The 23,255-nt window shown below is 55.7% G+C and carries 21 protein-coding genes; 8 read left to right on the forward strand and 13 right to left on the reverse strand.

Features of this window, described 5'->3' with window-relative positions:
* Positions 1 to 12: 12 nt before the first annotated feature.
* From cdsA to rpsB, 7 genes are all read right to left on the reverse strand, one after another.
* Positions 13 to 870 carry a phosphatidate cytidylyltransferase gene (gene cdsA / locus HFD94_RS18350; RefSeq protein WP_022625454.1) on the reverse strand — a complete coding sequence of 286 codons (858 nt, stop codon included), beginning with the start codon at positions 868 to 870 and terminating at the stop codon, positions 13 to 15.
* 18 nt (positions 871 to 888) lie between these two features.
* Positions 889 to 1,641 carry a (2E,6E)-farnesyl-diphosphate-specific ditrans,polycis-undecaprenyl-diphosphate synthase gene (gene ispU / locus HFD94_RS18355; protein ID WP_010254107.1) on the reverse strand — a complete coding sequence of 251 codons (753 nt, stop codon included), beginning with the start codon at positions 1,639 to 1,641 and terminating at the stop codon, positions 889 to 891.
* A gap of 181 nt (positions 1,642 to 1,822) precedes the next feature.
* Entirely contained in the window at positions 1,823 to 3,019 is a 1,197-nt protein-coding gene (ispC, locus tag HFD94_RS18360; RefSeq protein ID WP_122889294.1) for a 1-deoxy-D-xylulose-5-phosphate reductoisomerase, read from the reverse strand.
* Between the two features lie 111 nt (positions 3,020 to 3,130).
* A complete protein-coding gene (gene frr / locus HFD94_RS18365; protein WP_010254103.1) occupies positions 3,131 to 3,688 on the reverse strand; it encodes a ribosome recycling factor in 558 nt (185 codons plus the stop codon).
* A 143-nt stretch (positions 3,689 to 3,831) separates the two neighbouring features.
* A complete protein-coding gene (gene pyrH / locus HFD94_RS18370) occupies positions 3,832 to 4,557 on the reverse strand; it encodes a UMP kinase (RefSeq protein WP_010254099.1) in 726 nt (241 codons plus the stop codon).
* Between the two features lie 157 nt (positions 4,558 to 4,714).
* Positions 4,715 to 5,566 (reverse strand): translation elongation factor Ts, encoded by an 852-nt coding sequence (gene tsf, locus HFD94_RS18375; RefSeq protein ID WP_010254097.1) that lies wholly within the window; start codon positions 5,564 to 5,566, stop codon positions 4,715 to 4,717.
* 181 nt (positions 5,567 to 5,747) lie between these two features.
* On the reverse strand, positions 5,748 to 6,473 hold the full coding sequence (rpsB, locus tag HFD94_RS18380) for a 30S ribosomal protein S2 (RefSeq protein ID WP_008925636.1): 726 nt from the start codon (positions 6,471 to 6,473) through the stop codon (positions 5,748 to 5,750).
* A 318-nt stretch (positions 6,474 to 6,791) separates the two neighbouring features.
* On the opposite strand from rpsB, the gene map reads away from it, so the two are divergent.
* From map to HFD94_RS18400, 4 genes are all read left to right on the forward strand, one after another.
* Positions 6,792 to 7,586 carry a type I methionyl aminopeptidase gene (gene map, locus HFD94_RS18385; RefSeq protein ID WP_033767962.1) on the forward strand — a complete coding sequence of 265 codons (795 nt, stop codon included), beginning with the start codon at positions 6,792 to 6,794 and terminating at the stop codon, positions 7,584 to 7,586.
* A 66-nt stretch (positions 7,587 to 7,652) separates the two neighbouring features.
* Positions 7,653 to 10,307 (forward strand): bifunctional uridylyltransferase/uridylyl-removing protein GlnD, encoded by a 2,655-nt coding sequence (gene glnD / locus HFD94_RS18390; protein WP_122889293.1) that lies wholly within the window; start codon positions 7,653 to 7,655, stop codon positions 10,305 to 10,307.
* Between the two features lie 83 nt (positions 10,308 to 10,390).
* The gene (gene dapD, locus HFD94_RS18395; RefSeq protein ID WP_010671859.1) at positions 10,391 to 11,215 is read left to right on the forward strand and encodes a 2,3,4,5-tetrahydropyridine-2,6-dicarboxylate N-succinyltransferase; all 825 of its coding nucleotides are present in this window, start codon (positions 10,391 to 10,393) and stop codon (positions 11,213 to 11,215) included.
* Between the two features lie 224 nt (positions 11,216 to 11,439).
* Positions 11,440 to 11,832 (forward strand): DUF3461 family protein, encoded by a 393-nt coding sequence (locus HFD94_RS18400; RefSeq protein WP_010254085.1) that lies wholly within the window; start codon positions 11,440 to 11,442, stop codon positions 11,830 to 11,832.
* Positions 11,833 to 11,892: 60 nt separating this feature from the next.
* Here the strand turns inward: HFD94_RS18400 and HFD94_RS18405 are convergent, their stop codons facing one another.
* The 3 genes from HFD94_RS18405 to dgt form a co-directional block, all read right to left on the reverse strand.
* Positions 11,893 to 13,050: a CdaR family transcriptional regulator gene (locus HFD94_RS18405; protein ID WP_010254083.1), complete on the reverse strand. Its 1,158-nt coding sequence runs from the start codon at positions 13,048 to 13,050 to the stop codon at positions 11,893 to 11,895.
* A 184-nt stretch (positions 13,051 to 13,234) separates the two neighbouring features.
* A complete protein-coding gene (gene degP, locus HFD94_RS18410; protein ID WP_010671858.1) occupies positions 13,235 to 14,680 on the reverse strand; it encodes a serine endoprotease DegP in 1,446 nt (481 codons plus the stop codon).
* A gap of 134 nt (positions 14,681 to 14,814) precedes the next feature.
* Complete coding sequence (gene dgt / locus HFD94_RS18415) at positions 14,815 to 16,305, reverse strand: dGTPase (protein WP_010254077.1); 1,491 nt, start codon at positions 16,303 to 16,305, stop codon at positions 14,815 to 14,817.
* A 92-nt stretch (positions 16,306 to 16,397) separates the two neighbouring features.
* Here dgt and mtnN point away from each other — a divergent pair, with 92 nt between their 5' ends.
* From mtnN to HFD94_RS18430, 3 genes are all read left to right on the forward strand, one after another.
* Entirely contained in the window at positions 16,398 to 17,096 is a 699-nt protein-coding gene (gene mtnN / locus HFD94_RS18420) for a 5'-methylthioadenosine/S-adenosylhomocysteine nucleosidase (RefSeq protein ID WP_086905233.1), read from the forward strand.
* Positions 17,089 to 17,883, forward strand: coding sequence for a vitamin B12 ABC transporter substrate-binding protein BtuF (btuF, locus tag HFD94_RS18425; RefSeq protein WP_010671857.1), 795 nt, complete (start codon positions 17,089 to 17,091; stop codon positions 17,881 to 17,883). Before mtnN ends, btuF begins: the two co-directional genes overlap by 8 nt.
* A gap of 123 nt (positions 17,884 to 18,006) precedes the next feature.
* Entirely contained in the window at positions 18,007 to 18,258 is a 252-nt protein-coding gene (locus HFD94_RS18430; RefSeq protein WP_010254068.1) for a hypothetical protein, read from the forward strand.
* Positions 18,259 to 18,288: 30 nt separating this feature from the next.
* Here the strand turns inward: HFD94_RS18430 and erpA are convergent, their stop codons facing one another.
* Positions 18,289 to 18,636: an iron-sulfur cluster insertion protein ErpA gene (gene erpA, locus HFD94_RS18435; protein WP_010254064.1), complete on the reverse strand. Its 348-nt coding sequence runs from the start codon at positions 18,634 to 18,636 to the stop codon at positions 18,289 to 18,291.
* A gap of 203 nt (positions 18,637 to 18,839) precedes the next feature.
* Between erpA and hemL the strand changes: the two genes are divergently transcribed.
* Positions 18,840 to 20,120 (forward strand): glutamate-1-semialdehyde 2,1-aminomutase, encoded by a 1,281-nt coding sequence (gene hemL / locus HFD94_RS18440; RefSeq protein WP_010254062.1) that lies wholly within the window; start codon positions 18,840 to 18,842, stop codon positions 20,118 to 20,120.
* Between the two features lie 277 nt (positions 20,121 to 20,397).
* Here the strand turns inward: hemL and fhuB are convergent, their stop codons facing one another.
* Together fhuB and fhuD are read right to left on the reverse strand one after the other, a co-directional pair.
* Positions 20,398 to 22,377: a Fe(3+)-hydroxamate ABC transporter permease FhuB gene (gene fhuB, locus HFD94_RS18445; RefSeq protein ID WP_167433365.1), complete on the reverse strand. Its 1,980-nt coding sequence runs from the start codon at positions 22,375 to 22,377 to the stop codon at positions 20,398 to 20,400.
* Entirely contained in the window at positions 22,377 to 23,255 is an 879-nt protein-coding gene (gene fhuD / locus HFD94_RS18450; RefSeq protein ID WP_167433384.1) for a Fe(3+)-hydroxamate ABC transporter substrate-binding protein FhuD, read from the reverse strand. Before fhuD ends, fhuB begins: the two co-directional genes overlap by 1 nt.

Below are 23,255 nucleotides of genomic sequence, written 5' to 3' on the forward strand. Positions count from 1 at the left end.
CTTTGCCTGTCCTTAAAGGGTGCGAAACACCAGCAGCAATAAACAGGCAAACACCGGCACCGCCGCAGTCAGACTATCAATACGATCAAGAATGCCGCCGTGACCAGGAATCAGATTACCACTGTCTTTGATGCCCGCTTCACGTTTAAACATGCTCTCAGTGAGGTCGCCCAGCACAGAGGCCAGCGTCGCGATAATCGCGCAAATCACCAGCGTACCGGTGGAAACCGTCAGTGGCGCCAGCGTCGCAAACAGCACTGCAATCAGCGCCGAGGTGACCAGACCGCCCAGGAAGCCTTCCCAGGTTTTGCCTGGTGAGACCTTTGGCGCCAGCTTGTGCTTGCCGAACATCTTGCCAAACATATAGGCACCTGAATCCGCTCCCCATACCAGCAGCAACACAAACAGCAACCACCAGGCACCGGCGAAGTGGTCGGTGTCATAGTGATACTGGCGCAGCGCCACCATGCCCCAGAAAAAAGGGACCAGCGTTAACACGCCAAACAGTAAGCGAAGGGGACGCGAATCGCGCCAGAAGGCCGCAGAAGCGGGATAGGAGAGCACCAGCAGCAGTGCAACGACCCACCACACCAGCGACGCCCAAAGCGATGTCGCGATCTGTGGCAGATGCACCGTGTGTTGATAAGGTGGCAGCGTAAACTGCATCAGCGCCAGCAGCAGACCACAAAGTACAGCCAGCCAGACGCGCTGTTGCCGTGATGCCATCCCTGCAAACTGACCCCATTCCCAGGCTGCCAGCATGCAGATAACGATGGTTGTCAGGGCGAAGCCAACAGGCGGTAACCAGAACAGTGCAGCTATTACCAGCGGAATTAATATCAACGCGGTAATCAGACGAGACTTCAGCAAAGGTTACCCCCAGATTGCTCAGGCGCCGCCTGGTGCAGCGCCGCCAAAACGACGCTCCCGCAGAGAGAATGCATTCAGTGCACCTTCAAAAACGTGTTCATCGAAATCCGGCCAGAGCACATCGGTAAAATAGAATTCAGCATAGGCAATCTGCCACAGCAGGAAGTTGCTAATCCGATGCTCTCCCCCGGTCCTTATCACTAAATCCACTGGCGCCAGCTCCTGCATACAGAGCTGCGACGTCAGGCTCTCTTCGGTAATCTGGTCAGGTCGCAGTAATCCTTCCTGAACCTGTTCAGCCAGTTTTTTCACGCCTTCGATAATATCCCAACGGCCGCCATAGTTGGCAGCAATGTTGAGCGTCAGGCCACTATTATTTGCGGTCAGCGTCTCAGAACGGCGAATACGTTCCTGAATACGCGGGCTGAAACGGCTGGTATCGCCAATGACGCGTAAGCGAACATTGTGTTTGTGCAGGCTCTTCACTTCACTATCAAGCGCCCAGACAAAGAGTTCCATTAACGCGGTGACTTCCTGCGGCGGACGACTCCAGTTTTCACTGCTGAAGGCGTAAAGCGTCAGGGCTTCAAGATTGTTACTGACCGCAAAGCTGACGGCACGGCGTACCGATTTAACGCCAGCTTTGTGGCCTGAAATGCGCAATTTTCCCTGATTTTTGGCCCAGCGGCCATTGCCATCCATGATGATAGCGACGTGGCGCGGACCGTTTCCCTGCTGGTCATCAGTGTTGTTGTGATTGTTAGACGACATAACGCTTAACCAATTCCTTTCATCAGAAATGCTGTGGTTTCTGAATACATTGCGCCCGATTCAAATCCCGACACACTCTCAGTGCCGGGCCACACCGAATTCGGTGACAGACCGTGAAACGCGAGCCAGCGACTATATCATTTTCACCTGAAGCGAACAAATGGCCTCATAACGATCGGCATCACGACGTGAAACGCGGCAACATTTCTGTCGCCAGCGCACGCGCAGTGCGATCGATTTCAAGGACAGCGTCCACCGAATCCGGCTCCGGACACACTTGTGCCGCCATCACCTCACTATTTAGCGCGGCAATGTCGGTGAAGAGGATCTGGTGATTCAGGAAAGCCGCGACGGCAACCTCGTTGGCTGCATTCAGCGTGGTGGTCGCCGCCTGTCCTGCATCACAGGCATCAATGGCCAGTTTCAGACAGGGGTAGCGACTAAAATCAGGTTCTGCAAAGGAGAGCGCCGACATGCGGGTAAAATCCAGCGGCGTCACGCCTGCATTGATGCGCGAAGGCCAGGCCATGCTGTGGGCAATCGGCGTACGCATATCAGGAGAACCTAATTGAGCCAGCACGCTGCCATCGCAGTATCGCACCATGGAGTGAATCACCGACTGTGGGTGGAGTATCACTTCCATCTGCGCTGCGCTGGCATTAAACAACCAACGGGCTTCAATGTACTCAAGACCTTTATTCATCATGGTGGCCGAATCGACAGAGATTTTTCTCCCCATCGACCAGTTCGGATGTGCACAGGCCTGATCTGGCGACATGGCGCTGAGATCCGCTAAATCTGTGTCACGAAAAGGACCACCCGATCCCGTAAGGATAATCGACTCAATGCCATTATCCCGCAGGTCAGCGTAACCTAACTGATGCTGGATGGTAGCCGGTAAACTCTGAAAAATGGCGTTATGCTCGCTGTCGACCGGTAGTAACTGTGCGTTATGATGACGCACGGCCTCCATAAACAAACGGCCGCAGGTGACAAGCGATTCTTTGTTGGCCAGCAGCACCGTTTTTCCGGCGCGAATGGCCGCCAGCGTCGGCAGCAAACCCGATGCGCCAACGATCGCCGCCATCACCTGATCCACCTCATCCAGCGCGGCCAGCTCACAGGCTGCCTGAACGCCGGAGAGCACTTCAGTATTGACCCTGATTGCTCTCAGTCGCTCACGCAACGCAGCGGCGGATGCCTCGTCTGCCATGCAGGCGAAGCGCGGTGTAAAGGCCGCACACTGCTCGGCCATCAGCGCCACGTTATGGCCGGCAACCAGCGCCGTAATCTGATAAAGCGCCGGGTTGGCGCGCACCACCGCCAGCGTACTGGTGCCGATAGAGCCGGTGGATCCCAGCAGAGTTAATCGCTTCATGAAGCTATCCGTGTGAAGTCAGCGTGCCCACAGGCACAATGTAAAACGCCGCCAGATGTCGCATTCATACGAATACCTCTCTGTACGGCGTTTTGTCCGGCAATGATGGGATTAGAAATCCATCAGCTCCGTCTCTTTTTCTGACAGTGCAGCATCAACTTTCTTGATGTACGCATCGGTCATTTTTTGCACTTCATCCTGCGCACGACGTTCGTCGTCTTCGCTGATCTCTTTATCTTTCAGCAGCGCTTTGATTTTATCGTTGGCATCGCGACGGACGTTACGTACCGACACACGGCCCTGCTCGGCTTCGCCGCGCACGATTTTAATCAGATCTTTACGACGCTCTTCTGTCAGCGCAGGCAGCGGAACACGGATGTCGGTACCGGCTGAACTTGGGTTCAGACCGAGATCGGACTTCATGATCGCTTTTTCGACTGCCGGACTCAGTGAACGATCAAACACGTTGATTTTCAGCGTGCGTGAATCTTCCACAGTGACAGAAGCCAGCTGACGCAGTGGCGTCGGCGTGCCGTAATATTCGACGACGATGCCGTCGAGCAGCGAAGGTGAAGCACGACCGGTGCGCACTTTGCTGATGGTGGTTTTGAATGCTTCAACGCATTTTTCCATGCGCGTGTCAGCATCTTTTTTGATGTCGTTAATCACGTTGAAACCCTTGGATTCGGTTTGACCTGGCCAGTTCCGGCGTAACCGGAAGCGGGATCGATAATCATCGATAATCCTGACTGGTGCGCGATGCATTATCATCGCGCTGACAGAATATACCTTATTTTATCTCGCCTCGGGTATTAATGCGTAATCAGGGTGCCTTCTTTTTCACCCATCACTACGCGACGCAGTGCGCCAGGCTTATTCATGTTGAAAACACGGATAGGTAATTTGTGGTCACGCGCCAGGGTAAAGGCCGCAAGATCCATCACTTTCAGCTCCTGATCCAGCACTTCAGCATAGGTCAGTTGCTCATACAGCGTTGCGTCCGGGCTTTTCACCGGATCCGCAGAGTAGACGCCGTCCACTTTGGTCGCTTTCAGCACGACGTCCGCTTCAATCTCAATGCCGCGCAGACACGCTGCAGAGTCAGTGGTGAAGAACGGGTTACCGGTACCGGCGGAGAAGATCACCACGCGGTTGTTACGCAGCAGGCTGATTGCTTCTGCCCAGCTGTAGTTGTCACAGACGCCATTCAGTGGAATCGCTGACATCAGGCGTGCATTCACATAGGCGCGGTGCAGTGCATCACGCATCGCCAGGCCGTTCATCACGGTTGCCAGCATACCCATGTGGTCACCCACAACGCGGTTCATGCCGGCCTGCTGCAGGCTCGCTCCACGGAACAGGTTCCCTCCGCCAATCACCACGCCAACCTGGATGCCCAGTTCAACCAGCTCTTTTACCTCTTGTGCCATGCGGTCAAGCACACTCGCGTCGATACCAAAACCTTCAGCGCCTTGCAGGGCTTCGCCGCTGAGTTTAAGCAGGATACGTTGATAAACAGGTTTTGCGTTGGTCGCCATGGTCAGTTCTTCCTGGAAGATTGGGTGTAAAGGAGAAGTAAATTCTGATCGATCATCCGCTTACCGCAATGAAATTGCTATTGGGATGAAACTGAAAACGTATCTGTTGCGATTCACAGACAAAAAAGAACCGCCATCTGGCGGTTCTTTCAAAGCATTAAGACTGTTTGGACATTGCTGCAACTTCTGCAGCGAAGTCAGACTCAACTTTCTCGATGCCTTCACCAACTTCGAAGCGGATGAAGTTGATAACGTCAGCGCCCTGCTCTTTCAGAGCCTGGCCAACGGTTTTGCTTGGGTCGATAACGAAAGCCTGACCAGTCAGAGAGACTTCGCCGGTGAATTTCTTCATACGGCCTTCAACCATCTTCTCTGCGATCTCTTTTGGCTTGCCAGACTGCATCGCGATGTCCAGCTGAACCTGGTACTCTTTATCAACCACGTCAGCAGAAACGTCTTCTGGCTTAACGAATTCAGGCTTGCTTGCCGCAACGTGCATCGCGATCTGTTTGATCAGATCTTCGTTAGCGCCTTTGGTTGAAACCAGAACGCCGATACGTGCGCCGTGCAGGTAGCTGCCCAGCTCTGCGCCTTCCAGGATAGCAACGCGACGGATGTTGATGTTCTCACCGATTTTAGCAACCAGTGCAACGCGCTCTTCTTCGAACTGCGCTTTCAGAACTTCAACGTCGGTAACGCGATCAGCTGCAGCCACATCCAGAACTTTGTCTGCGAACGCCTGGAAACCGCCATCTTTTGCAACGAAGTCAGTCTGGCAGTTTACTTCCAGAATCACGCCGTAGTCGCCAACGATCTTGGTTTTGATTACGCCATCAGCAGCAACGTTGCCTGCTTTTTTCGCTGCTTTGATTGCGCCAGACTTACGCATGTTCTCAATCGCCAGCTCAATGTCGCCATTCGCTTCAGTCAGCGCTTTTTTGCAATCCATCATGCCAGCGCCAGTACGCTCACGCAGTTCTTTTACCAATGCAGCGGTAATGTCAGCCATTCCAGAATCCTCGGTTCGTGCCTGTGTACGTTTGCACCAGCAGACACTTATTTGCGGAAAATTTACTCTGTCCCGCCGTCCGGTTGGGGGCGTAACAGACTTAGATAAAATAAAGGGGCCAGTATAGGCCCCTTACAGATCACATCTGAATGCTAAGGGCTCTTATGCAGAGCAAACCTTATTAAGCGTTTTCTAAAGACGCTTCTTCAGCTTGCTCAGCCAGGTCCTGAGAGCGGCCTTCGCGAACGGTGGTCGCAACGGCAGTCAGGTACAGGTTTACAGCACGGATTGCATCGTCGTTACCTGGGATAACGAAATCAACGCCATCTGGATCTGAGTTGGTATCAACGATAGCAAATACCGGGATACCCAGGTTGTTTGCTTCTTTGATTGCGATGTGTTCGTGGTCAGCATCGACAACAAACAGCGCGTCTGGCAGACCGCCCATATCTTTGATACCGCCCAGGCTGTTTTCCAGCTTGGCCAGCTCACGCGCACGCATCAGCGCTTCTTTTTTGGTCAGTTTGTCGAAAGTACCATCCTGAGACTGAATCTCCAGATCTTTCAGACGCTTGATTGACTGACGCACGGTTTTCCAGTTAGTCAGCATGCCACCCAACCAGCGGTGGTTTACGAAGAACTGGTCGCAGCTCAGTGCAGACTCTTTTACCGCCTGAGCAGCAGCACGCTTAGTACCTACGATCAGGATCTTACCTTTACGGGAAGAGATCTTGTTCAGTTCAGCCAGAGCTTCGTTGAACATAGGTACAGTTTTTTCCAGGTTGATGATGTGAACCTTGTTACGAGCACCAAAGATGAATGGCTTCATTTTTGGGTTCCAGTAACGGGTCTGGTGACCGAAGTGAACACCAGCCTGGAGCATGTCGCGCATGGAAACAGTTGCCATGATAAAACCTCTAAAGTTTGATTGGGGTTGGGCCTCCATGTATCCCATACGACCGACCTCTTTCAAGGCACCCCGGCGTATGTGTCGATACATGTGTGTTTTATTACACATAATGAGAGTTATGCGTTTCCTGCTGACCGAAACGGCCATACAGAGAATCGTCGGCGCGCTTTATACCACAACCAGCCCAGGGACGCCAATAAATGATCGCTGACGGAGGTCAGCGCGTTCTCTATTTGGCAGCCCATTTGCTGGCTGCTAACATGACAGCACAGAACTTATTATTGTCGAAAATTTCGACAACTGCGGATTAATTTAATGGCAATTTCAATTAAAACCCCTGAAGAAATCGAAAAAATGCGCGTCGCGGGCCGACTGGCCGCCGAAGTGCTGGAGATGATCGAGCCTTACGTAAAACCGGGTGTGACCACCGGTGAACTGGACCGCATCTGCCACGATCACATTACTCAAAAGCAACAGGCCGTCTCCGCCTGCCTCGGCTATCACGGCTTTCCGAAGTCGGTCTGCATCTCGGTGAATGAAGTGGTGTGCCACGGGATCCCCAGCGATGATCGTCCGTTAAAAGATGGTGATGTAGTGAATATCGATGTCACCGTAATTAAAGATGAATACCACGGCGATACCTCAAAGATGTTTATCGTCGGTAAGCCGACCATTCAGGGCGAACGCCTGTGCCGTGTCACGCAGGAGAGCCTCTATCTCTCACTGCGTCTGATCAAGCCCGGCATCCGCCTGCGCGAACTGGGCCGCGCCATCCAGAAATATGTTGAAGCCAACGACTTCTCTGTGGTGCGCGAATATTGCGGTCACGGTATCGGCAAGGGTTTCCATGAAGAGCCTCAGGTGCTGCATTACGATGCCGATGATGGTGGCGTGGTACTCCAGGCGGGCATGACCTTTACGGTAGAACCGATGGTCAATGCCGGGGATTACCGCATCCGCACCATGAAAGATGGCTGGACGGTAAAAACCAAAGATCGCAGCTTGTCCGCGCAGTATGAGCATACTATTGTGGTTACGGAGAACGGCTGTGAGATTTTAACCCTGCGCAAAGACGACACGCTGCCCGCTATGCTTGTCGCCGAAGGGTAATTCCCCCATTACAGATCAAGCCGGCGCTGAGCCGGCTTTTTTTTGGCTAAAAAAGAGAAGAGCTGCATGAGCGTGAGTCTGTCAGAAGATGTGAAAAACGGTCTGGTCGATTCGCCAGCCGAATGGGGTGACGACCAGCTGACGCGTGACATTCTGAAGCCGCGGCTGGAGCAGTTTCAGCAACATCTGGCCGCCGCGTTTGATGCCGGTGAACCCGTTGAGCCGCTGATTGATGCCCGCACGCTGTTTATCGATCGGCTGCTGCGTCGCCTGTGGCGCTTCTTTGGCTTTGATGAGATGCCGGCTATCGCTCTGGTCGCCGTTGGCGGCTATGGCCGTGCCGAACTGCATCCGCTCTCTGATATTGACGTCCTGATCCTGAGCCGCCAGCCGCTGAATGAACAGGCTGCGCAGCGCACCAGCGATCTGTTAACGCTGATGTGGGACCTTAAGCTGGAAGTGGGTCACAGCGTCCGCACGCTGGAAGAGTGTCTGCTGGAGGGGTTATCTGACCTGACCGTTGCCACTAATCTGATTGAGTCACGCATGCTGACCGGCGATGTGGCGCTGTTTCTGGAATTACAGAAAAACATCTTCAGCGATGGTTTCTGGCCCTCATCCTGCTTTTTCGCCGCCAAAATTGAAGAGCAGCAGGAGCGCCACAAGCGTTATCACGGCACCAGCTATAACCTTGAACCGGACATTAAAAGCAGCCCCGGTGGCCTGCGGGACATTCATACGCTGCAGTGGGTCGCCCGACGCCATTTTGGCGCCACCACGCTGGATGAGATGGTCGGCTTTGGTTTCCTCACCGACGCCGAGCGCAGCGAACTCAACGAATGTCAGGCATTTCTCTGGCGCATCCGCTTTGCCCTGCACCTCTCCCTGCCCCGCTACGATAATCGCCTGCTGTTTGATCGCCAGCTCAGCGTGGCGCAACGCCTGAATTATCAGGGCGAGGGCAATGAGCCGGTCGAGCGGATGATGAAAGATTTCTATCGGGTCACGCGGCGTATCGGCGAACTGAATCAGATGCTGCTGCAGCTGTTTGATGAGGCGATTCTGGCGCTCTCCACCAGCGAAAAGCCCAGGCCTATTGATGACGATTTCCAGCTGCGTGGCGATTTGATCGATCTGCGCGACGAAACGCTGTTCCGGCGAGAGCCGCAGGCAATCCTGCGCATGTTCTACGTCATGGTGCGTAATGACAGCATCAAAGGGATCTACTCCACCACCCTGCGTCACCTGCGCCATGCGCGTCGTCATCTTAAACAGCCGCTGTGTCAGATTCCGGAAGCGCGCCGCACCTTTATGTCGATTCTGCGCCATCCCGGCGCGGTCAGCCGGGCGCTGGTGCCAATGCATCGATATAGCGTGCTGTGGGCTTATACGCCGCTGTGGGGCCATATCGTCGGACAGATGCAGTTCGATCTGTTTCACGCCTACACCGTAGATGAGCACACCATTCGGGTGCTGCAGAAGCTGGAAAGTTTTGCCAATGAAAGCACCCGCCCGCAGCATCCACTGTGCGTCGAGTTATGGCCGCGCCTGCCGCAACAGGAGCTGTTGCTGATGGCCGCGCTGCTGCATGACATTGCCAAAGGGCGCGGCGGCGATCACTCTATTCTCGGCGCGCAGGATGCGCTCGACTTTGCTGAAATGCACGGTCTCAACTCACGTGAAACCCAGCTGGTGGCCTGGCTGGTGCGTCATCATCTGCTGATGTCGGTGACAGCACAGCGGCGCGATATTCAGGACCCGACGGTGATACAGCAGTTCGCCGAGGTGATGCAGAATGAGAACCGGCTGCGCTATCTGGTTTGCCTGACCGTAGCCGATATCTGTGCCACCAATGAAAGTCTGTGGAACAGCTGGAAGCAGAGTCTGTTGCGTGAGCTCTTTTTCGCCACCGAGAAGCAGTTGCGACGCGGCATGGAAAACAGTCCGGATCTGCGTGAGCGGGTGCGTCATCATCGCCTGCAGGCGCTGGCGCTGCTGCGGATGGACAACATCGATGAAGAGCGTCTGCACCAGATCTGGAATCGCTGCCGCGCTGACTATTTCCTGCGCCATACGCCGAATCAGATCACCTGGCATGCCCGCCACTTACTGGTTCACGACCTGAAAAAACCGCTGGTGCTGGTCAGTCCGCAGGCCACGCGCGGCGGGACCGAAATCTTTATCTGGAGTCCCGATCGCCCGCACCTGTTTGCCGCCGTTGCGGGTGAACTCGATCGCCGTAATCTCAGCGTGCACGATGCGCAAATCTTTACCAGCCGCGACGGCATGGCGATGGATACCTTTATTGTGCTGGAGCCGGATGGCAGCCCGCTCTCTCCGGATCGCCATCCGATGATCATTCAGGCGCTGGAGCAGGCGATAACCCAGTCAGAGTGGGCGCCGCCGCGTACCCGCCGTCCGTCGGCCAAACTCAGGCATTTCAGCGTCGATACCGAGGTCAATTTCCTGCCGACGCATACCGATCGTCGCAGCTATCTGGAACTGGTGGCGCTGGATCAGCCAGGCCTGCTGGCGCGGGTCGGTGAAGTCTTTGCCGATCTCGGAGTCTCACTGCATGGCGCACGCATCAGCACCATCGGCGAGCGGGTCGAAGATTTGTTTATTCTGGCCAACAGTGAACGTCAGGCACTGGACGAAGAAATGCGAAAAGCGTTGCGACAACGGTTGACAGAGGCCCTTAATCCAAACGATAAAGTGTGACCAGACTCGATTTGTAAACATTAATCTCTTTACTTGTGTCGGGGTATTGCCCGGCATCGCACATGACAGATCAGGAAAAAAATATGCAACAGTTACAGAGCGTTATTGAATCCGCCTTCGAACGTCGCGCTGACATCACACCCGCCAGCGTCGACAGCGAAACCCGTGATGCCATCAACCAGGTGATCGCCCTGCTGGACAGCGGTGCACTGCGCGTTTCTGAGAAGATCGACGGCGAGTGGGTAACGCATCAGTGGCTGAAGAAAGCCGTACTGCTCTCTTTCCGCATCAATGACAATCAGGTGATGGAAGGTGCAGAAACCCGCTTTTACGACAAAGTGCCGATGAAGTTTGCTGGCTGGGATGAAGCACGTTTCAAAGAAGCCGGTTTCCGCGTCGTGCCGCCTGCGGCTGTGCGTCAGGGTGCCTATATCGCCCGCAACACGGTGCTGATGCCTTCTTACGTCAACATTGGCGCCTTTGTGGATGAAGGCACCATGGTGGACACCTGGGCGACCGTTGGCTCCTGTGCACAGATTGGTAAAAACGTTCACCTTTCTGGCGGCGTGGGTATCGGTGGCGTGCTGGAGCCGCTGCAGGCGAACCCGACCATCATCGAAGATAACTGCTTCATTGGCGCGCGCTCTGAAATCGTTGAAGGCGTGATTGTTGAAGAAGGTTCCGTGATCTCAATGGGCGTTTACATCGGTCAGAGCACCAAAATCTATGACCGCGAGACCGGCGAAGTGCATTACGGCCGTGTTCCTGCGGGATCCGTGGTGGTCTCAGGTAACCTGCCCTCTAAAGATGGCAGCTACAGCCTCTACTGTGCCGTAATCGTGAAGAAAGTGGATGCGAAAACGCTTGGCAAAACAGGTATTAACGAGCTGCTGCGCACCATCGACTGATTTAAGCGACGGGCTGGTTTCCAGCCCGTCATCTTTTCTTTACAGTGATTCCTGAACAACATGCTTCGCGTCGCGAATTAACTGGTGCGTTTAGTTTTTATCCAGGTCATAATCCGCGCCAGTTAAATCCTGTCGCGCAATGTTCATCCCGCTTATTTATGTCTACAGTTGACGGACGTCATGAACAAGTCTGCGCGCTTCTCACTTTTGATGGAAACAACGCTATGTATGACAATCTGAAAAGCTTAGGTATCAGTAACCCGGACGACATTGACCGCTACAGCCTGCGTCAGGAAGCCAATAACGACATTCTGAAAATCTACTTCCGCAAAGATAAAGGTGAGTTTTTCGCGAAGAGCGTCAAATTCAAATATCCGCGCCAGCGCAAAACGGTTGTTGCCGATCACGCGACCCAGGGCTACAAAGAAGTTCAGGAAATCAGCCCGAATCTGCGTTATGTCATCGATGAACTGGACCAGATTTGCCAGCGCGATCAGGTTGAAGTGGATCTGAAACGCAAAATTCTGGATGACCTGCGTCACCTGGAAAGCGTGGTTTCTCACAAGATCACTGAAATTGAATCGGATCTGGAAAAATTAACCCGTAACGGTCGTTAATTCCCTGCCCGACCAGAGAGGCCAGCATTGCTGGCCTTTTTTATGCCGCAAATCTGCACTTCAGCCCTGCTCATCCAGTTGCAAAGCGACATAGAGCAACAGCCTGTCATCAAAATGGCCAAGATTCAGTCCGGTCAGTTCAGAAATCCGGTTCAGCCGGTATTCCAGCGTATTACGATGAATGAACAGCGCACGCGCGGTGGCGCTCGGCTGGACGTTATGGGTGAACCAGGCGATCAGCGTACGGCGCAGCAAGCCGTTGTTATCCATGCTCTTGAGCTTCGCCAGTGGCCGGGCGAGCTCATTGGCCTGCCAGCCACCCCGCAGGCTGTCGAGCAGCACGGGCAGCACCAGATCCTGATAAAAATAGCTGCGCACCTCGGGCATACGTTGCTTGCCCACCATCATCGTGGTGCGCGCCGTCCGGTAAGAGCGTGCGATGCTGCCGGGTCCGGTAAAGAAGTTGCCCAGCGCGATACGCATCCGAAGATGACCGCTCTCTTTCATCCGCTGTAGTAACTGCTCTACGCGGCGGCGATGATCTTCCTGATCGTGACGCCCATGCCCATTAAGGGCCGGTTTCAGCACCACCATTTCGGTCAGTGACACAATCGCGATCAGATTGTCCCGCTCCGGCGTGGTCAGCAGCGTTTGCAGCTGCTGTAGCTCTGACATCGCGCTGTCGACACCGAGCTGACCACTATCCACTTCCACCACGGCGACCACACGCGGCTGATTGAGATCGATCCCGAGCCGCTGCGCCCATTCGGTCAGCTGTGGCGACAGGGTATCGCTGCGGATCAGGTTCAGCACCAGCTCTTCACGCAGACGGCTGTCCTGCGCCAGCATATGCAGCAGCCGGGCCTGCTCCAGCATCATCTCTGCGGTCATGCAGACCAGCTCGCCATAATGCCGCAGCGCCAGCGGCTCACCGGTCAGGCCGATCACCCCGACGATGTCACCATCAATGCGCAGCGGCAGGTTAATGCCAGGCCGCACGCCATGGAGATGTTTAGCCACGGCCTCATCGATGTCGACAACGCGCCCCTGAGAGAGCACCAGCAGTGCACCTTCGTGCAACTCCCCAATACGTTCCCGGTCACCGCTGCCGATAATCCGGCCCCGCGCATCCATCACGTTGACATTGCTGTCAATAATTTTCATGGTGCGCGCCACGATATCCTGTGCCAGCCGGGCATCAAGGTGATAGGTAGCCATCCATTACTCCTGAAAAGAGGGGGGAGAAACAGAATACGCATGCACAGCACGCAGAACATTGTGCAATTGCACAGAGCCAGGCCGTCATTTGCCGAATTTGCGGTGAGCATCACACTCTGACGAGGCAGAAAGTGGACATAAAAAAGGCGGACCGCAGTCCGCCTCTTCATCCGTTGCTGTTCGCTTACTGCATCAGCAGATAGATACTGCTGTCGCCGCGTTTCACATTCAGCGCCAGAACGGACGGCTTGCTGTCGAGAACTTTGCGCAGCTCACCCAGGTTGGTCACTACCTGCTGGTTAACGCCCTGGATCACATCGCCCTTTTTCAGGCCGATACGCGCCGCAGCACTGCCCGGTTTCACGTTATCAACCCGGACACCTTTGGTACCCGCTTCGATATTGCTGAGATCGGCGCCTTCAATGCCAGTGTAGATGGTCGCGGACTGCACTTTTGACTGGCTGCTCTGCTGCAACTTAACAGAGACATCGACCGGTTTGCCGTCACGCAGCAGCCCCAGTTTCAGGGTGGTGCCAACCGGAAGTGAGCCCACTTCCGCACGCAGCGAAGCAAAGCTGCTCAGCGGTTTACCGTTCATCGACACAATGACGTCGCCCGCCTTAATACCGGCTTTGGCGGCCGCTGAGTCTGGCAGCACCTGGCTGACAAAGGCACCACGTTGTGCGTCGACCTTCATCGCTTTTGCCAGCTCAGAGTTCAGCTCAGTCCCCTGCACGCCCAGCTCGCCGCGTTTCACCTGACCAAACTCGACCATCTGTGCCGTCAGGTTTTTCACCATGTTGCTGGGGATAGCAAAGCCGATACCGATGTTGCCGCCATCGGGCGCCAGAATGGCGGTGTTAATCCCGATCAGTTCACCGTTGAGGTTAACCAGCGCACCACCGGAGTTGCCCCGGTTAATGGCCGCATCTGTCTGGATAAAGTTTTCGTAGTTTTCCACGTTCAGGCCACTGCGTCCCAGCGCGGAGACGATACCTGAGGTGACCGTTTCACCCAGACCATAAGGGTTGCCGATCGCCACGGTATAATCGCCGACGCGCAGGTTGTCAGAGTCAGCGATTTTGACTGCGGTAAGATTTTTGGCTTCCTGCAGCTGAATCAGGGCAATGTCAGAGCTGGGATCTTTACCGATGACTTTGGCGTCATAGCGACGACCGTCGCTGAGCTGTACCTGAATTTTGGTGGCATTATTCACGACGTGGTTATTAGTTACCACATAGCCTTTGTCAGCGTTAATGATGACACCCGATCCCAGAGCACGGAATTTTTCCTGCTGTGTATCAGGCACTGGCGCGCCGCCGTTACCGCCTGCACCGTCGCCGTTCTGGCACATCGGTGAACCCTGGAACGGGGAACCATCCTGGCAGAATGGCGAATTGTCGCCAAAGAATTGCTGAAATTGCTGCGGCATACGCGGGGTTTTCACCGTGGTGGTCCCCTCGACGCTGATACTGACCACAGACGGCATCACCTTCTCCAGCATCGGTGCCAGACTTGGCTGTTGCAGGCTATCGGAAGAGGCCGTTTGCGCAGCAGAAACAGTAACAGGGGCGAGCGCCATGCTCAGGCTCAACGCCAGCGCACTTAACATTAAGGTCTTTTTTTTCATTTTTCGTTTCTCAATAAGATTACTGTTCAGACCATTGCTGTGGTCGAAAGGTGAGATAAATGTTTTAGCGCGAAGTTCCTTTAAAAGTTTAAGGCAAAAGTAAAAATTTATTCGCGCTCTTTACAATTGGCGGCTTATTCTACCGCCATCAGTCGTCGGTACTCATCCCAGGCATAGAGATCGGTCATACCACTGATATAATCCTGAATGAGCCGGAAGCGATAATAACGTTCCCACAACAGACGCTGATATTTATGTTCTACAACCAGATTACGCATCTTATGCAAATAGGCTTTACGGTGTTTACCCGAGAGCTTATGAAAAAGCCGGGTTTCGATCGGATGCTGACGCAGGAAATCTTCATTTATCAGCGTGGTAAAGGCTTCGTAATTAAGGCGCATCAGCGGCTGATAGATCTCCAGCAGCCCTTTAATCACCCGGTAACCCTGCAACTCCAGCTGCTCTACTTCAGAATGATTAAAGACCTGCTGGCGCGCAACGGTTTTAAACAATTGCAGTAAGCGGCCCTCTTCACCCTCATCTTCCAGTAGTGCATGGTTAAAACTTCCATCGAATATAGCAGGGAGATTATCAACAAAACGTTTCACCGCATAGCTTACCAGTACGCTCTGAACATTTACGCGGAGTGACATAAAAAATTGATCGCTGCGGCTTCGGCGTTTTTTACTGCAGGCTTCACGCCAGGCTTCGCCAATAGTCCGGCTGAAAGCGTCATTATTTTTAACCGGCCCCCAGGCTTTATTGAGAAACTCATACAAACTTTCAACATTAAAGATATCTTTTTCTACAGCGTCGTCCAAATCGGCAATACAATAGGAGATATCATCCGCAGCTTCCATTATATAAGTCAGCGGAAAACGGTGGTGTTCTTCCATATTGGTGGCAGCACGCAGGTCGGCAATATAATCCTGCTCAGAGAGATAAAACCCAGGCTTCTTCATGAGTACGCTAAATTCGGCGGGCTTTTCCCCCTGCCACCAGGCAGGCGCGGTATATTTCAGGATGCAGGCGACCTGAGAATAACTGAGATTCAGTTGCAGCAGCGTATGCACCATCCGGATCGCCTGCGCATTGCCTTCAAAGTGACAGAGATCCTGGCGGATCATGGCGTTGAGTTGATCAAAGGCTTTACGCTGTGCTTCTCCTTCCACGCCGGCCACCAGCGGATCAACCAGCTCGGCAGAGAGGTTCTCTTCAAACCAGTCGTTAATCGCCGCCTCGCCAAAATGGCCAAAAGGTGGATTACCGACATCATGCATCAGACAGGCCATCTCAATCAGACTTTCAAACGCGCCTTCCAGCTCATCAAGACCATACTGCGCCAGCCCGCCCTGCATCTTCAGGGTTTGCAGGATCTCTTTGGTGATGTAACGCCCGGTCTGCTGCACCTCCAGCGAATGCGTCAGGCGGGAACGAACGGCAGCGTTACGCTCCAGCGGAAACACCTGCGTTTTTTGCTGCAAACGCCGGATTGCGGCGGAGTTTATAATCCGTCCGCGATCGCTCTCAAAATGGCGCGTAATGTAATATTCGCCTTCCGGTTCCTTGCGGCTGTTATAAGGGCGCGAGAAGCTGATCTTCTTCCTGAAATTAATCGCTGACATGGATTACCCCTTATTTTTTCGTGAATTAATCCCCTGAATGCCATGGTAGACTATGCCCTAAATTTTGATTCTTTACATTAGCGGAACTCACTATGAAAGCAGGCATTATTGGCGCGATGGAGCAGGAAGTCACACTGCTGCGCGACAAAATTGAAAACCGTCAAACGCTGTCGCTGGCGGGTTGTGAAATTTATACCGGCACCCTGCAGGGCGTTGAGGTGGCTCTGCTGAAATCGGGCATTGGTAAAACCTCTGCCGCGCTGGGTACCACGCTGCTGCTGCAGCTCTGCAAGCCGGATGTGGTGATCAACACCGGTTCGGCTGGCGGTTTAGCGCCGTCGCTCAGCGTCGGTGATATCGTGGTGTCAGAAGAAGTGCGTTATCACGATGCTGACGTCACCGCTTTTGGTTATGAGCCGGGTCAGATGGCGGGTTGTCCGGCCGCGTTTGTGGCAGACAGCAAGCTTATCGCCGCTGCAGAAGCCTGTATTAAGCAGCTGGATCTGAATGCCGTACGCGGTCTGGTGGTCAGCGGTGATGCCTTTATCAATGGTGCCGAACCGCTGGCGCGCATTCGTAATCTGTTCCCGCAGGCGATTGCCGTTGAGATGGAAGCCACCGCTATCGGCCATGTCTGTCATCAGTTCCAGGTGCCTTTTGTGGTCGTTCGCGCCATTTCCGACGTGGCCGATAAGCAATCTCACCTCAGCTTTGATGAGTTCTTAAGCGTTGCGGCGAAGCAATCTTCGCTGATGGTGGAGAACCTGCTGGCGCATCTGGCGCGTGGCTAAAACGCTACTCCTCTGCTGGCTGCTGCTGTTGAGCGGCAGCCTGCTGGCTTCACCGCCACGCGTGATTACCCTCTCCCCTCACCTTACCGAACTCGCCTTTGCTGCCGGGATTACCCCGATTGCGGTCAGCGCCTGGTCCGACTATCCGCCGCAGGCGAAACAGATTGAGCAGGTCGCAAACTGGCAGGGCATCAAGGCTGAACGTATTCTGCAGCTTAAGCCGGATCTGGTATTAGCCTGGCGAGGCGGTAATCCGCAGCGGCAGATTGACCAGCTACAGCAGCTCGGCGTGCCGGTTAAATGGATTGATCCGCTGACGCTGGATGAGATGTTCACGGCGCTGGCCGATCTGGGCCACTGGAGTCCCAGACCGGAGCAGGCAACTCGCGCTGCCCGCCAGTTACGTCAGCAGGAAGCCGCGCTGCGTCAGCGCTATGCTCATCTGACTGCGGTTCCGCTTTTTTTGCAATTTGGTCAGCAGCCCCTGTTTACCGCCGCCAGAGCCACGCTGCAGAATGAAATTATTACGTTATGTGGTGGCAGGAACATCTTTGCTGACAGCCGCGTCAGTTGGCCGCAGGTCAGCCGTGAGCAGGTGCTGATGCGCCATCCTCAGGCCGTTGTGACGGGTGGCAGTGCGCAGCAGGCGGAAAACATCCGGGTGTTCTGGCGACCGCAGCTGGATGTACCGGTGATTGCCATCAACGAGGACTGGCTTAGCCGGCCAGGCCCGCGACTGCTGCTGGCCGCGCAGCAACTCTGTGCGGCCCTGCATCCCGATGAATAAATCAGCGAATTGATTAAAGTCACTGCGATTTTTGCCGTTGATCAATACCAGAGACGAACGCGCCACGTATGCTCGCCGTCCTTTTAGCGCTCCGGCGCTTTTTTAAAACACCAGGAACCTTATATGACCAGAGCACTGCTGCTGGCCATAGGGCTGTCGATCGCCGGTTCTGCCTTTGCAGGATCGATAAATGGCTCTATTGGCGCCAGACTTGTCATCTATTCACGCTGTGAAATCAACACGGCTAACGGCCAGCCCGCACCGCAGATCAACTGCGGCAGACAGGCAAGCGCGCAGCCGCGCGTAACAAACGGCCAGATTCAATCGCAGGGAAGTGTGAAGCAAAGTAACCGGCTGGTCACAATAGAATGGTAAACGAGGCCGTCTGTATGACGGCCTGCATTATCAGATACTGAAGGAAGAGCCACAGCCACAGGTGGTTTTGGCATTCGGGTTGGTCACGATAAAGCGTGAGCCTTCCAGACCTTCCGTGTAATCCACTGAACCGCCCACCAGATATTGCAGGCTCATCGGATCAACCACCAGTGAGACGCCCTGCTTTTCAATCGTCATGTCGCCATCATTCATCTGGTCATCAAAGGTGAAGCCGTACTGGAAACCACTGCAACCGCCACCGGTGATATAGACGCGAAGTTTCAGCGCCGGGTTCTCTTCGTCGGCAATCAGGTTCTTCACCTTGGTGGCTGCGGCGTCGGTAAACTGCAACGGCAGTGCTACTACTTCATCACTCATGTTTTACTCCGGTAAACGCCCAGGTCAGAAAACGACCTTAATTACGCTATTATCAGCCAGCACCTCAGCGCAATCAAGCTCTGCCCTTCGCACTCTGTGCCGCTTTCGCTCCTGTTAAGGGCACAGGGGGTGAATCCACCTTTCGTCTGCTGCCCCTCTTCCGTAGAATGGCGCAATATTTTTATGAACCGCTGGAGCCGAAAATGAGTAAGTCCGAACAACTGTTTGCAGAGGCACAACGCCTGATCCCGGGTGGGGTAAACTCGCCAGTACGCGCATTTACCGGTGTGGGCGGCGTTCCGCTGTTTATTGAACACGCTGATGGCGCCTATCTCTATGACGCTGACGGCAAAGCCTATATCGACTATGTCGGCTCATGGGGTCCGATGGTGCTGGGTCATAACAACGCGGCGATCCGTAACGCCGTGATTGAAGCGGCACAGCGCGGCCTAAGTTTTGGCGCACCAACCGAAATGGAAGTGACCATGGCGCAGCTGGTGTGTGAGCTGGTGCCGAGCATGGAGATGGTGCGGATGGTCAACTCCGGCACCGAAGCGACCATGAGCGCTATCCGTCTGGCGCGTGGCTTTACCGGCCGCGATAAAATCATCAAGTTTGAAGGCTGCTACCACGGCCACGCCGATCATCTGCTGGTGAAAGCCGGCTCCGGTGCGTTAACACTGGGTCAGCCGAACTCGCCGGGCGTACCGGCCGATTTCGCTAAACATACTCTGACCTGCACCTTTAACGATCTCGACTCAGTGCGCAGCGCTTTTGAGCAATATCCCGAGTCGATTGCGGCCATCATCGTTGAGCCGGTGGCTGGTAACATGAACTGCATCCCACCTCAGCCGGAGTTCCTGCCGGGTCTGCGTTCACTGTGTGATGAGTTCGGCGCACTGCTGATTATCGATGAAGTGATGACCGGTTTCCGTGTCGCGCTGGGTGGCGCGCAGGCTCATTACAATGTGCGCCCTGATTTGACCTGCCTTGGGAAAATCATTGGTGGCGGCATGCCAGTCGGTGCATTTGGTGGGCGTCGCGAAGTGATGGCAGCGCTGGCCCCGACCGGTCCGGTTTATCAGGCGGGAACGCTCTCTGGTAACCCAATCGCCATGGCGGCGGGTTTCGCCTGCCTGACGCAGATCGCGCAGCCGGGTACCCATGAGAAGCTGGATGCCCTGACCCGCAAGCTGGCAGAGGGTCTGCGTGAAGCAGCACAACAGCAAAATATCCCGCTGGTGATTAACCATGTTGGCGGGATGTTCGGCCTGTTCTTCACCGATGCTGACAGTGTGACCTGTTACGCCGATGTAACCCGCTGCGATGTGGAGCGCTTTAAAACCTTCTTCCACCTGATGCTTGAGGAGGGCGTTTACTTTGCGCCTTCAGCCTATGAAGCGGGCTTTATGTCGCTGGCGCACAGCGAAGAGGATATTCAGCGCACTGTCGACGCCGCGCGTCGTTGTTTCGCGAAGCTGTAATTGCGGCAGCGTTAAAGATGAAGACCGGCAGCAGCCGGTCTTTTGTTATTGATGAGGTTTGCCCCGCTCTGTTGTGAGAGGGTGCACGCACAGGAAACAGGGTCAGATCGGAAAGGCGCGAAAGCCGTCATCCATGACTCGCTCGGCCCGCGCCGTCCCTGGCGCGGGACGCTTTCCTCCTCTGACCCAATTTCCTGCGCATTGAGCTTCTTCGTTGTTGTCAGATTCACCCTACTTTGGATCTGGCCGGCGTCTGAAACCAGCCTGCTTTTTCCTCTTAACCTGAACGCCGCAGCAGCCAGATAAAGTAAGGCGCGCCTAAAAAGGTCGCCATCAGCCCGGCTGGGATCTGATCCGGGAATGCCAGCATCCGTCCGCACCAGTCAGCCAGCACCATCAATCCCGCCCCCAGTAATCCTGACAGCAGCAGTTGCGGTAACGCCCGCCGGAATCCCAGCATGCGCGCCATATGGGGCGCCATTAGTCCGACAAAACTCAGCGGACCGATAGTCAGTGTCGCGCTGGCGGTCAGCGCGGCCGCCAGCAGCAGCAGACTCAGCCGCGCAGGCGTCAACGCCATACCGGCCGAGCGTGCGGTAGCGCTTCCCAGCGGCAGCAACGTCAGCCAGCGACTGGCCAGCGGTGCCAGCGACACCAGCACCAGCGCGCAGATTGCGCTCTGAACCGCCTGAGTGCCGCTGATGTTATAGGTCGAGCCGGAGATCCAGCTAAGCAGCCCGCCCATACGCGGATCGCCACTCGCCAGCAGTAGCATCAGCAGGGTGACAAAGGCGCTGTTAAGCGCCATGCCCGCCAGCAGCATTCGTTCCGGCGAAAAGCCGCCCCGACTGGCTACCGCCATGATCACCAGCAACGTCAGCGCCGCGCCCAGCGCACCGGCGGGCAGCAGCCAGGCCAGCGCATCGCCCGGCACAAAGAACATCATCATCACCACGCCAAAAGCGGCACCCGAACTGATGCCCAGCACTTCCGGGCTGGCCATGGGATTGCCGGTCAGCCGCTGAATCAGACTCCCCGCCACGCCCAGCATCAGGCCGGTCACCAGCGCGGCCAGCACGCGCGGTGCGCGCCACGGCAGCAGCGATTGCAGCATCTCACCCGCAGACCAGACCCAGCCCTGCGCATCACGACCAAACGCCAGACCACCCCACCCCAGCAGCGCCAGGATGGCAAGTCCCGTCAGCGCCCAGCGCAGCAGGTTCTGTCGCTCGGCGGGCACCTTATCACCCTGATTCAGCGCGGGCGGCACCGAACCGGTGCGCAGTCGCGGCAGCAGCCACAGCAGAATCGGTACGCCGAGCAGCGCCGTGGCGGTGCCGGTCGGGATATCGCGCCAGTGAGTGCTGAGCCACAACACGCAACTGTCCGCCAGCCACAGCAGCAGCGCGCCAGTCAGCGGAGCCAGCAGCATCCGGGTGATGAGCCGTCGTCCACCCAGCAGCTTCGCCAGCAGCGGCGCAAACAGCCCGATAAAGCCGATGATACCGGCGACGTTGACCAGCTGTGCGCTGAGCAGGATCGCCAGCCCGAGGCCACCGACACGCGCCACGGAGAGCGCAAGGCCAAGGTTTTTCGCTACGCCATCATCCAGCCCCATCAGCGTCAGCGGACGCAGCAGCGCCAGCGCCAGCACAAACGCCAGCAGCAGGCGCGGCCAGAGTTGCTGCACATTTTCCCAGCTCATCTGATTCAGCGCGCCGGTGCTCCACAGAAACATGTTCTGCAGCTGATCGTGATTGAAGATAGCGAAGATTTGATTCACCGCGCCGCTGTAGAGGCTCAACACAAGCCCGGCCAGAATCAGTGTTACCGGCGACAGACGTTTGCCCCAGGCCACACCAAACACCAGCGCGCCCACCAGCAGCGCGCCACTGAGCGCGGCAAACTGCTGTGTCAGCGCCCCGCCCGGCAGATGCCACAGCGTCGCCACGGTAATGCCCAGCTGTGCGCCGGAAGAGACGCCCAGCGTGGTTGGCTCCGCCAGCGGATTACGCAATATCTGCTGAAACAGCAGACCGGCTAAGCCCAGCCCGGCACCCACCAGCAGCGCCAGTACCGTGCGCGGCAGCAGGCTGTGGTGAAACACCATCTGCGGCAGGCTATCGACCGCCGGTGACCAGAGTGCCTGCCACCATTCAGCCTGTGGCAACGCCTGATGCAGATTGACCAGCGTCAGGCTGAGCGCCAGCAGAAACAGCAGGCTGAGGAGGCCTGCGGGAAACAGAGCATGGCGCATCAGTGCGTCTCCAGCGCGCGTTCCAGCACGCGAACAAAGTGCAGCGCCGAGAGCGTCGCACCGTAATACCAGACGGCCGGGACGCGCTGAAAGCGTCCGGTGCGTACAAACGGCAGCGACTGCCACAGCGGGCTGCGCATCAGTTGCTGCATCTCCGCATCGTTATCATGATCAAAGCAGATGACATCCACTTCCCCGACCTGCGCCAGCTTTTCAATGCCGATCACCGCGCTGCCCCAGAAATTTGTTTCGCCCTGCCAGCCATTTTTCAGGCCCAGCAGAGTCATCACTTCCAGAAACAGACTGTTTTTGCCGAAGGTAATGGCGTGACGACTGTCGAGCAGCGACATCAGCAGGATAGTGCGTCCGGCATAGGGCGCCAGCCGCTGGCGCGCCGCCGCCAGCTGATCATCGACCTCGCGCAGATGCTGTTCCGCTCGCGCGCTTAATCCAAGGCGCGCCGCCAGCTGACGCAGCGATGCGCACGCGGCAGTGAGAGGTTTCCCGTCGCCGCTGTGGAGGTCGAAGCCCATAATGGGCGCGATGCGCGTCAGTTTCTCTTTAGGCGGGCCGTAGCCGTTGGAGCAGAGGATCAGCGACGGCTGCATTTGCGCCATCAGCTCAAGATTGGGTTCGGTGCGCAGACCTACATCGATCACGCCCTCAGGCAGCGGCGGCTCCCCTACCCAGATGTTGTAGTTGTGCAGATCGGCCACGCCCCAGGGCGTGACGCCTAATGCTATCAGCAGTTCGGTGGGTAACCACTCCAGTGCAATAATCCGACCCGGATTTGGCGTGGCGGCACGCAGGGGAAGCGCACAAAACAGCGGAGAGACTGCCAGCGCCAGCATCAGTCGGCGGCGATTAAGATCGGGCAT

It is taken from the genome of Pantoea sp. EKM20T, from assembly GCF_011800485.1.
Lineage (GTDB): Bacteria > Pseudomonadota > Gammaproteobacteria > Enterobacterales > Enterobacteriaceae > Pantoea > Pantoea agglomerans.

What these genes read in the sequence shown, in the direction of transcription:
- ispU (WP_010254107.1), bottom strand. Translation starts at nt 1,641, where the DNA reads ATGTCGTCTAACAATCACAACAACACTGATGACCAGCAGGGAAACGGT.
- ispC (WP_122889294.1), bottom strand. Translation starts at nt 3,019, where the DNA reads ATGAAGCGATTAACTCTGCTGGGATCCACCGGCTCTATCGGCACCAGT.
- pyrH (WP_010254099.1), bottom strand. Translation starts at nt 4,557, where the DNA reads ATGGCGACCAACGCAAAACCTGTTTATCAACGTATCCTGCTTAAACTC.
- tsf (WP_010254097.1), bottom strand. Translation starts at nt 5,566, where the DNA reads ATGGCTGACATTACCGCTGCATTGGTAAAAGAACTGCGTGAGCGTACT.
- rpsB (WP_008925636.1), bottom strand. Translation starts at nt 6,473, where the DNA reads ATGGCAACTGTTTCCATGCGCGACATGCTCCAGGCTGGTGTTCACTTC.
- map (WP_033767962.1), top strand. Translation starts at nt 6,792, where the DNA reads ATGGCAATTTCAATTAAAACCCCTGAAGAAATCGAAAAAATGCGCGTC.
- glnD (WP_122889293.1), top strand. Translation starts at nt 7,653, where the DNA reads ATGAGCGTGAGTCTGTCAGAAGATGTGAAAAACGGTCTGGTCGATTCG.
- dapD (WP_010671859.1), top strand. Translation starts at nt 10,391, where the DNA reads ATGCAACAGTTACAGAGCGTTATTGAATCCGCCTTCGAACGTCGCGCT.
- HFD94_RS18400 (WP_010254085.1), top strand. Translation starts at nt 11,440, where the DNA reads ATGTATGACAATCTGAAAAGCTTAGGTATCAGTAACCCGGACGACATT.
- HFD94_RS18405 (WP_010254083.1), bottom strand. Translation starts at nt 13,050, where the DNA reads ATGGCTACCTATCACCTTGATGCCCGGCTGGCACAGGATATCGTGGCG.
- degP (WP_010671858.1), bottom strand. Translation starts at nt 14,680, where the DNA reads ATGAAAAAAAAGACCTTAATGTTAAGTGCGCTGGCGTTGAGCCTGAGC.
- dgt (WP_010254077.1), bottom strand. Translation starts at nt 16,305, where the DNA reads ATGTCAGCGATTAATTTCAGGAAGAAGATCAGCTTCTCGCGCCCTTAT.
- mtnN (WP_086905233.1), top strand. Translation starts at nt 16,398, where the DNA reads ATGAAAGCAGGCATTATTGGCGCGATGGAGCAGGAAGTCACACTGCTG.
- HFD94_RS18430 (WP_010254068.1), top strand. Translation starts at nt 18,007, where the DNA reads ATGACCAGAGCACTGCTGCTGGCCATAGGGCTGTCGATCGCCGGTTCT.
- erpA (WP_010254064.1), bottom strand. Translation starts at nt 18,636, where the DNA reads ATGAGTGATGAAGTAGTAGCACTGCCGTTGCAGTTTACCGACGCCGCA.
- hemL (WP_010254062.1), top strand. Translation starts at nt 18,840, where the DNA reads ATGAGTAAGTCCGAACAACTGTTTGCAGAGGCACAACGCCTGATCCCG.
- fhuB (WP_167433365.1), bottom strand. Translation starts at nt 22,377, where the DNA reads ATGCGCCATGCTCTGTTTCCCGCAGGCCTCCTCAGCCTGCTGTTTCTG.
- fhuD (WP_167433384.1), bottom strand. Translation starts at nt 23,255, where the DNA reads ATGCCCGATCTTAATCGCCGCCGACTGATGCTGGCGCTGGCAGTCTCT.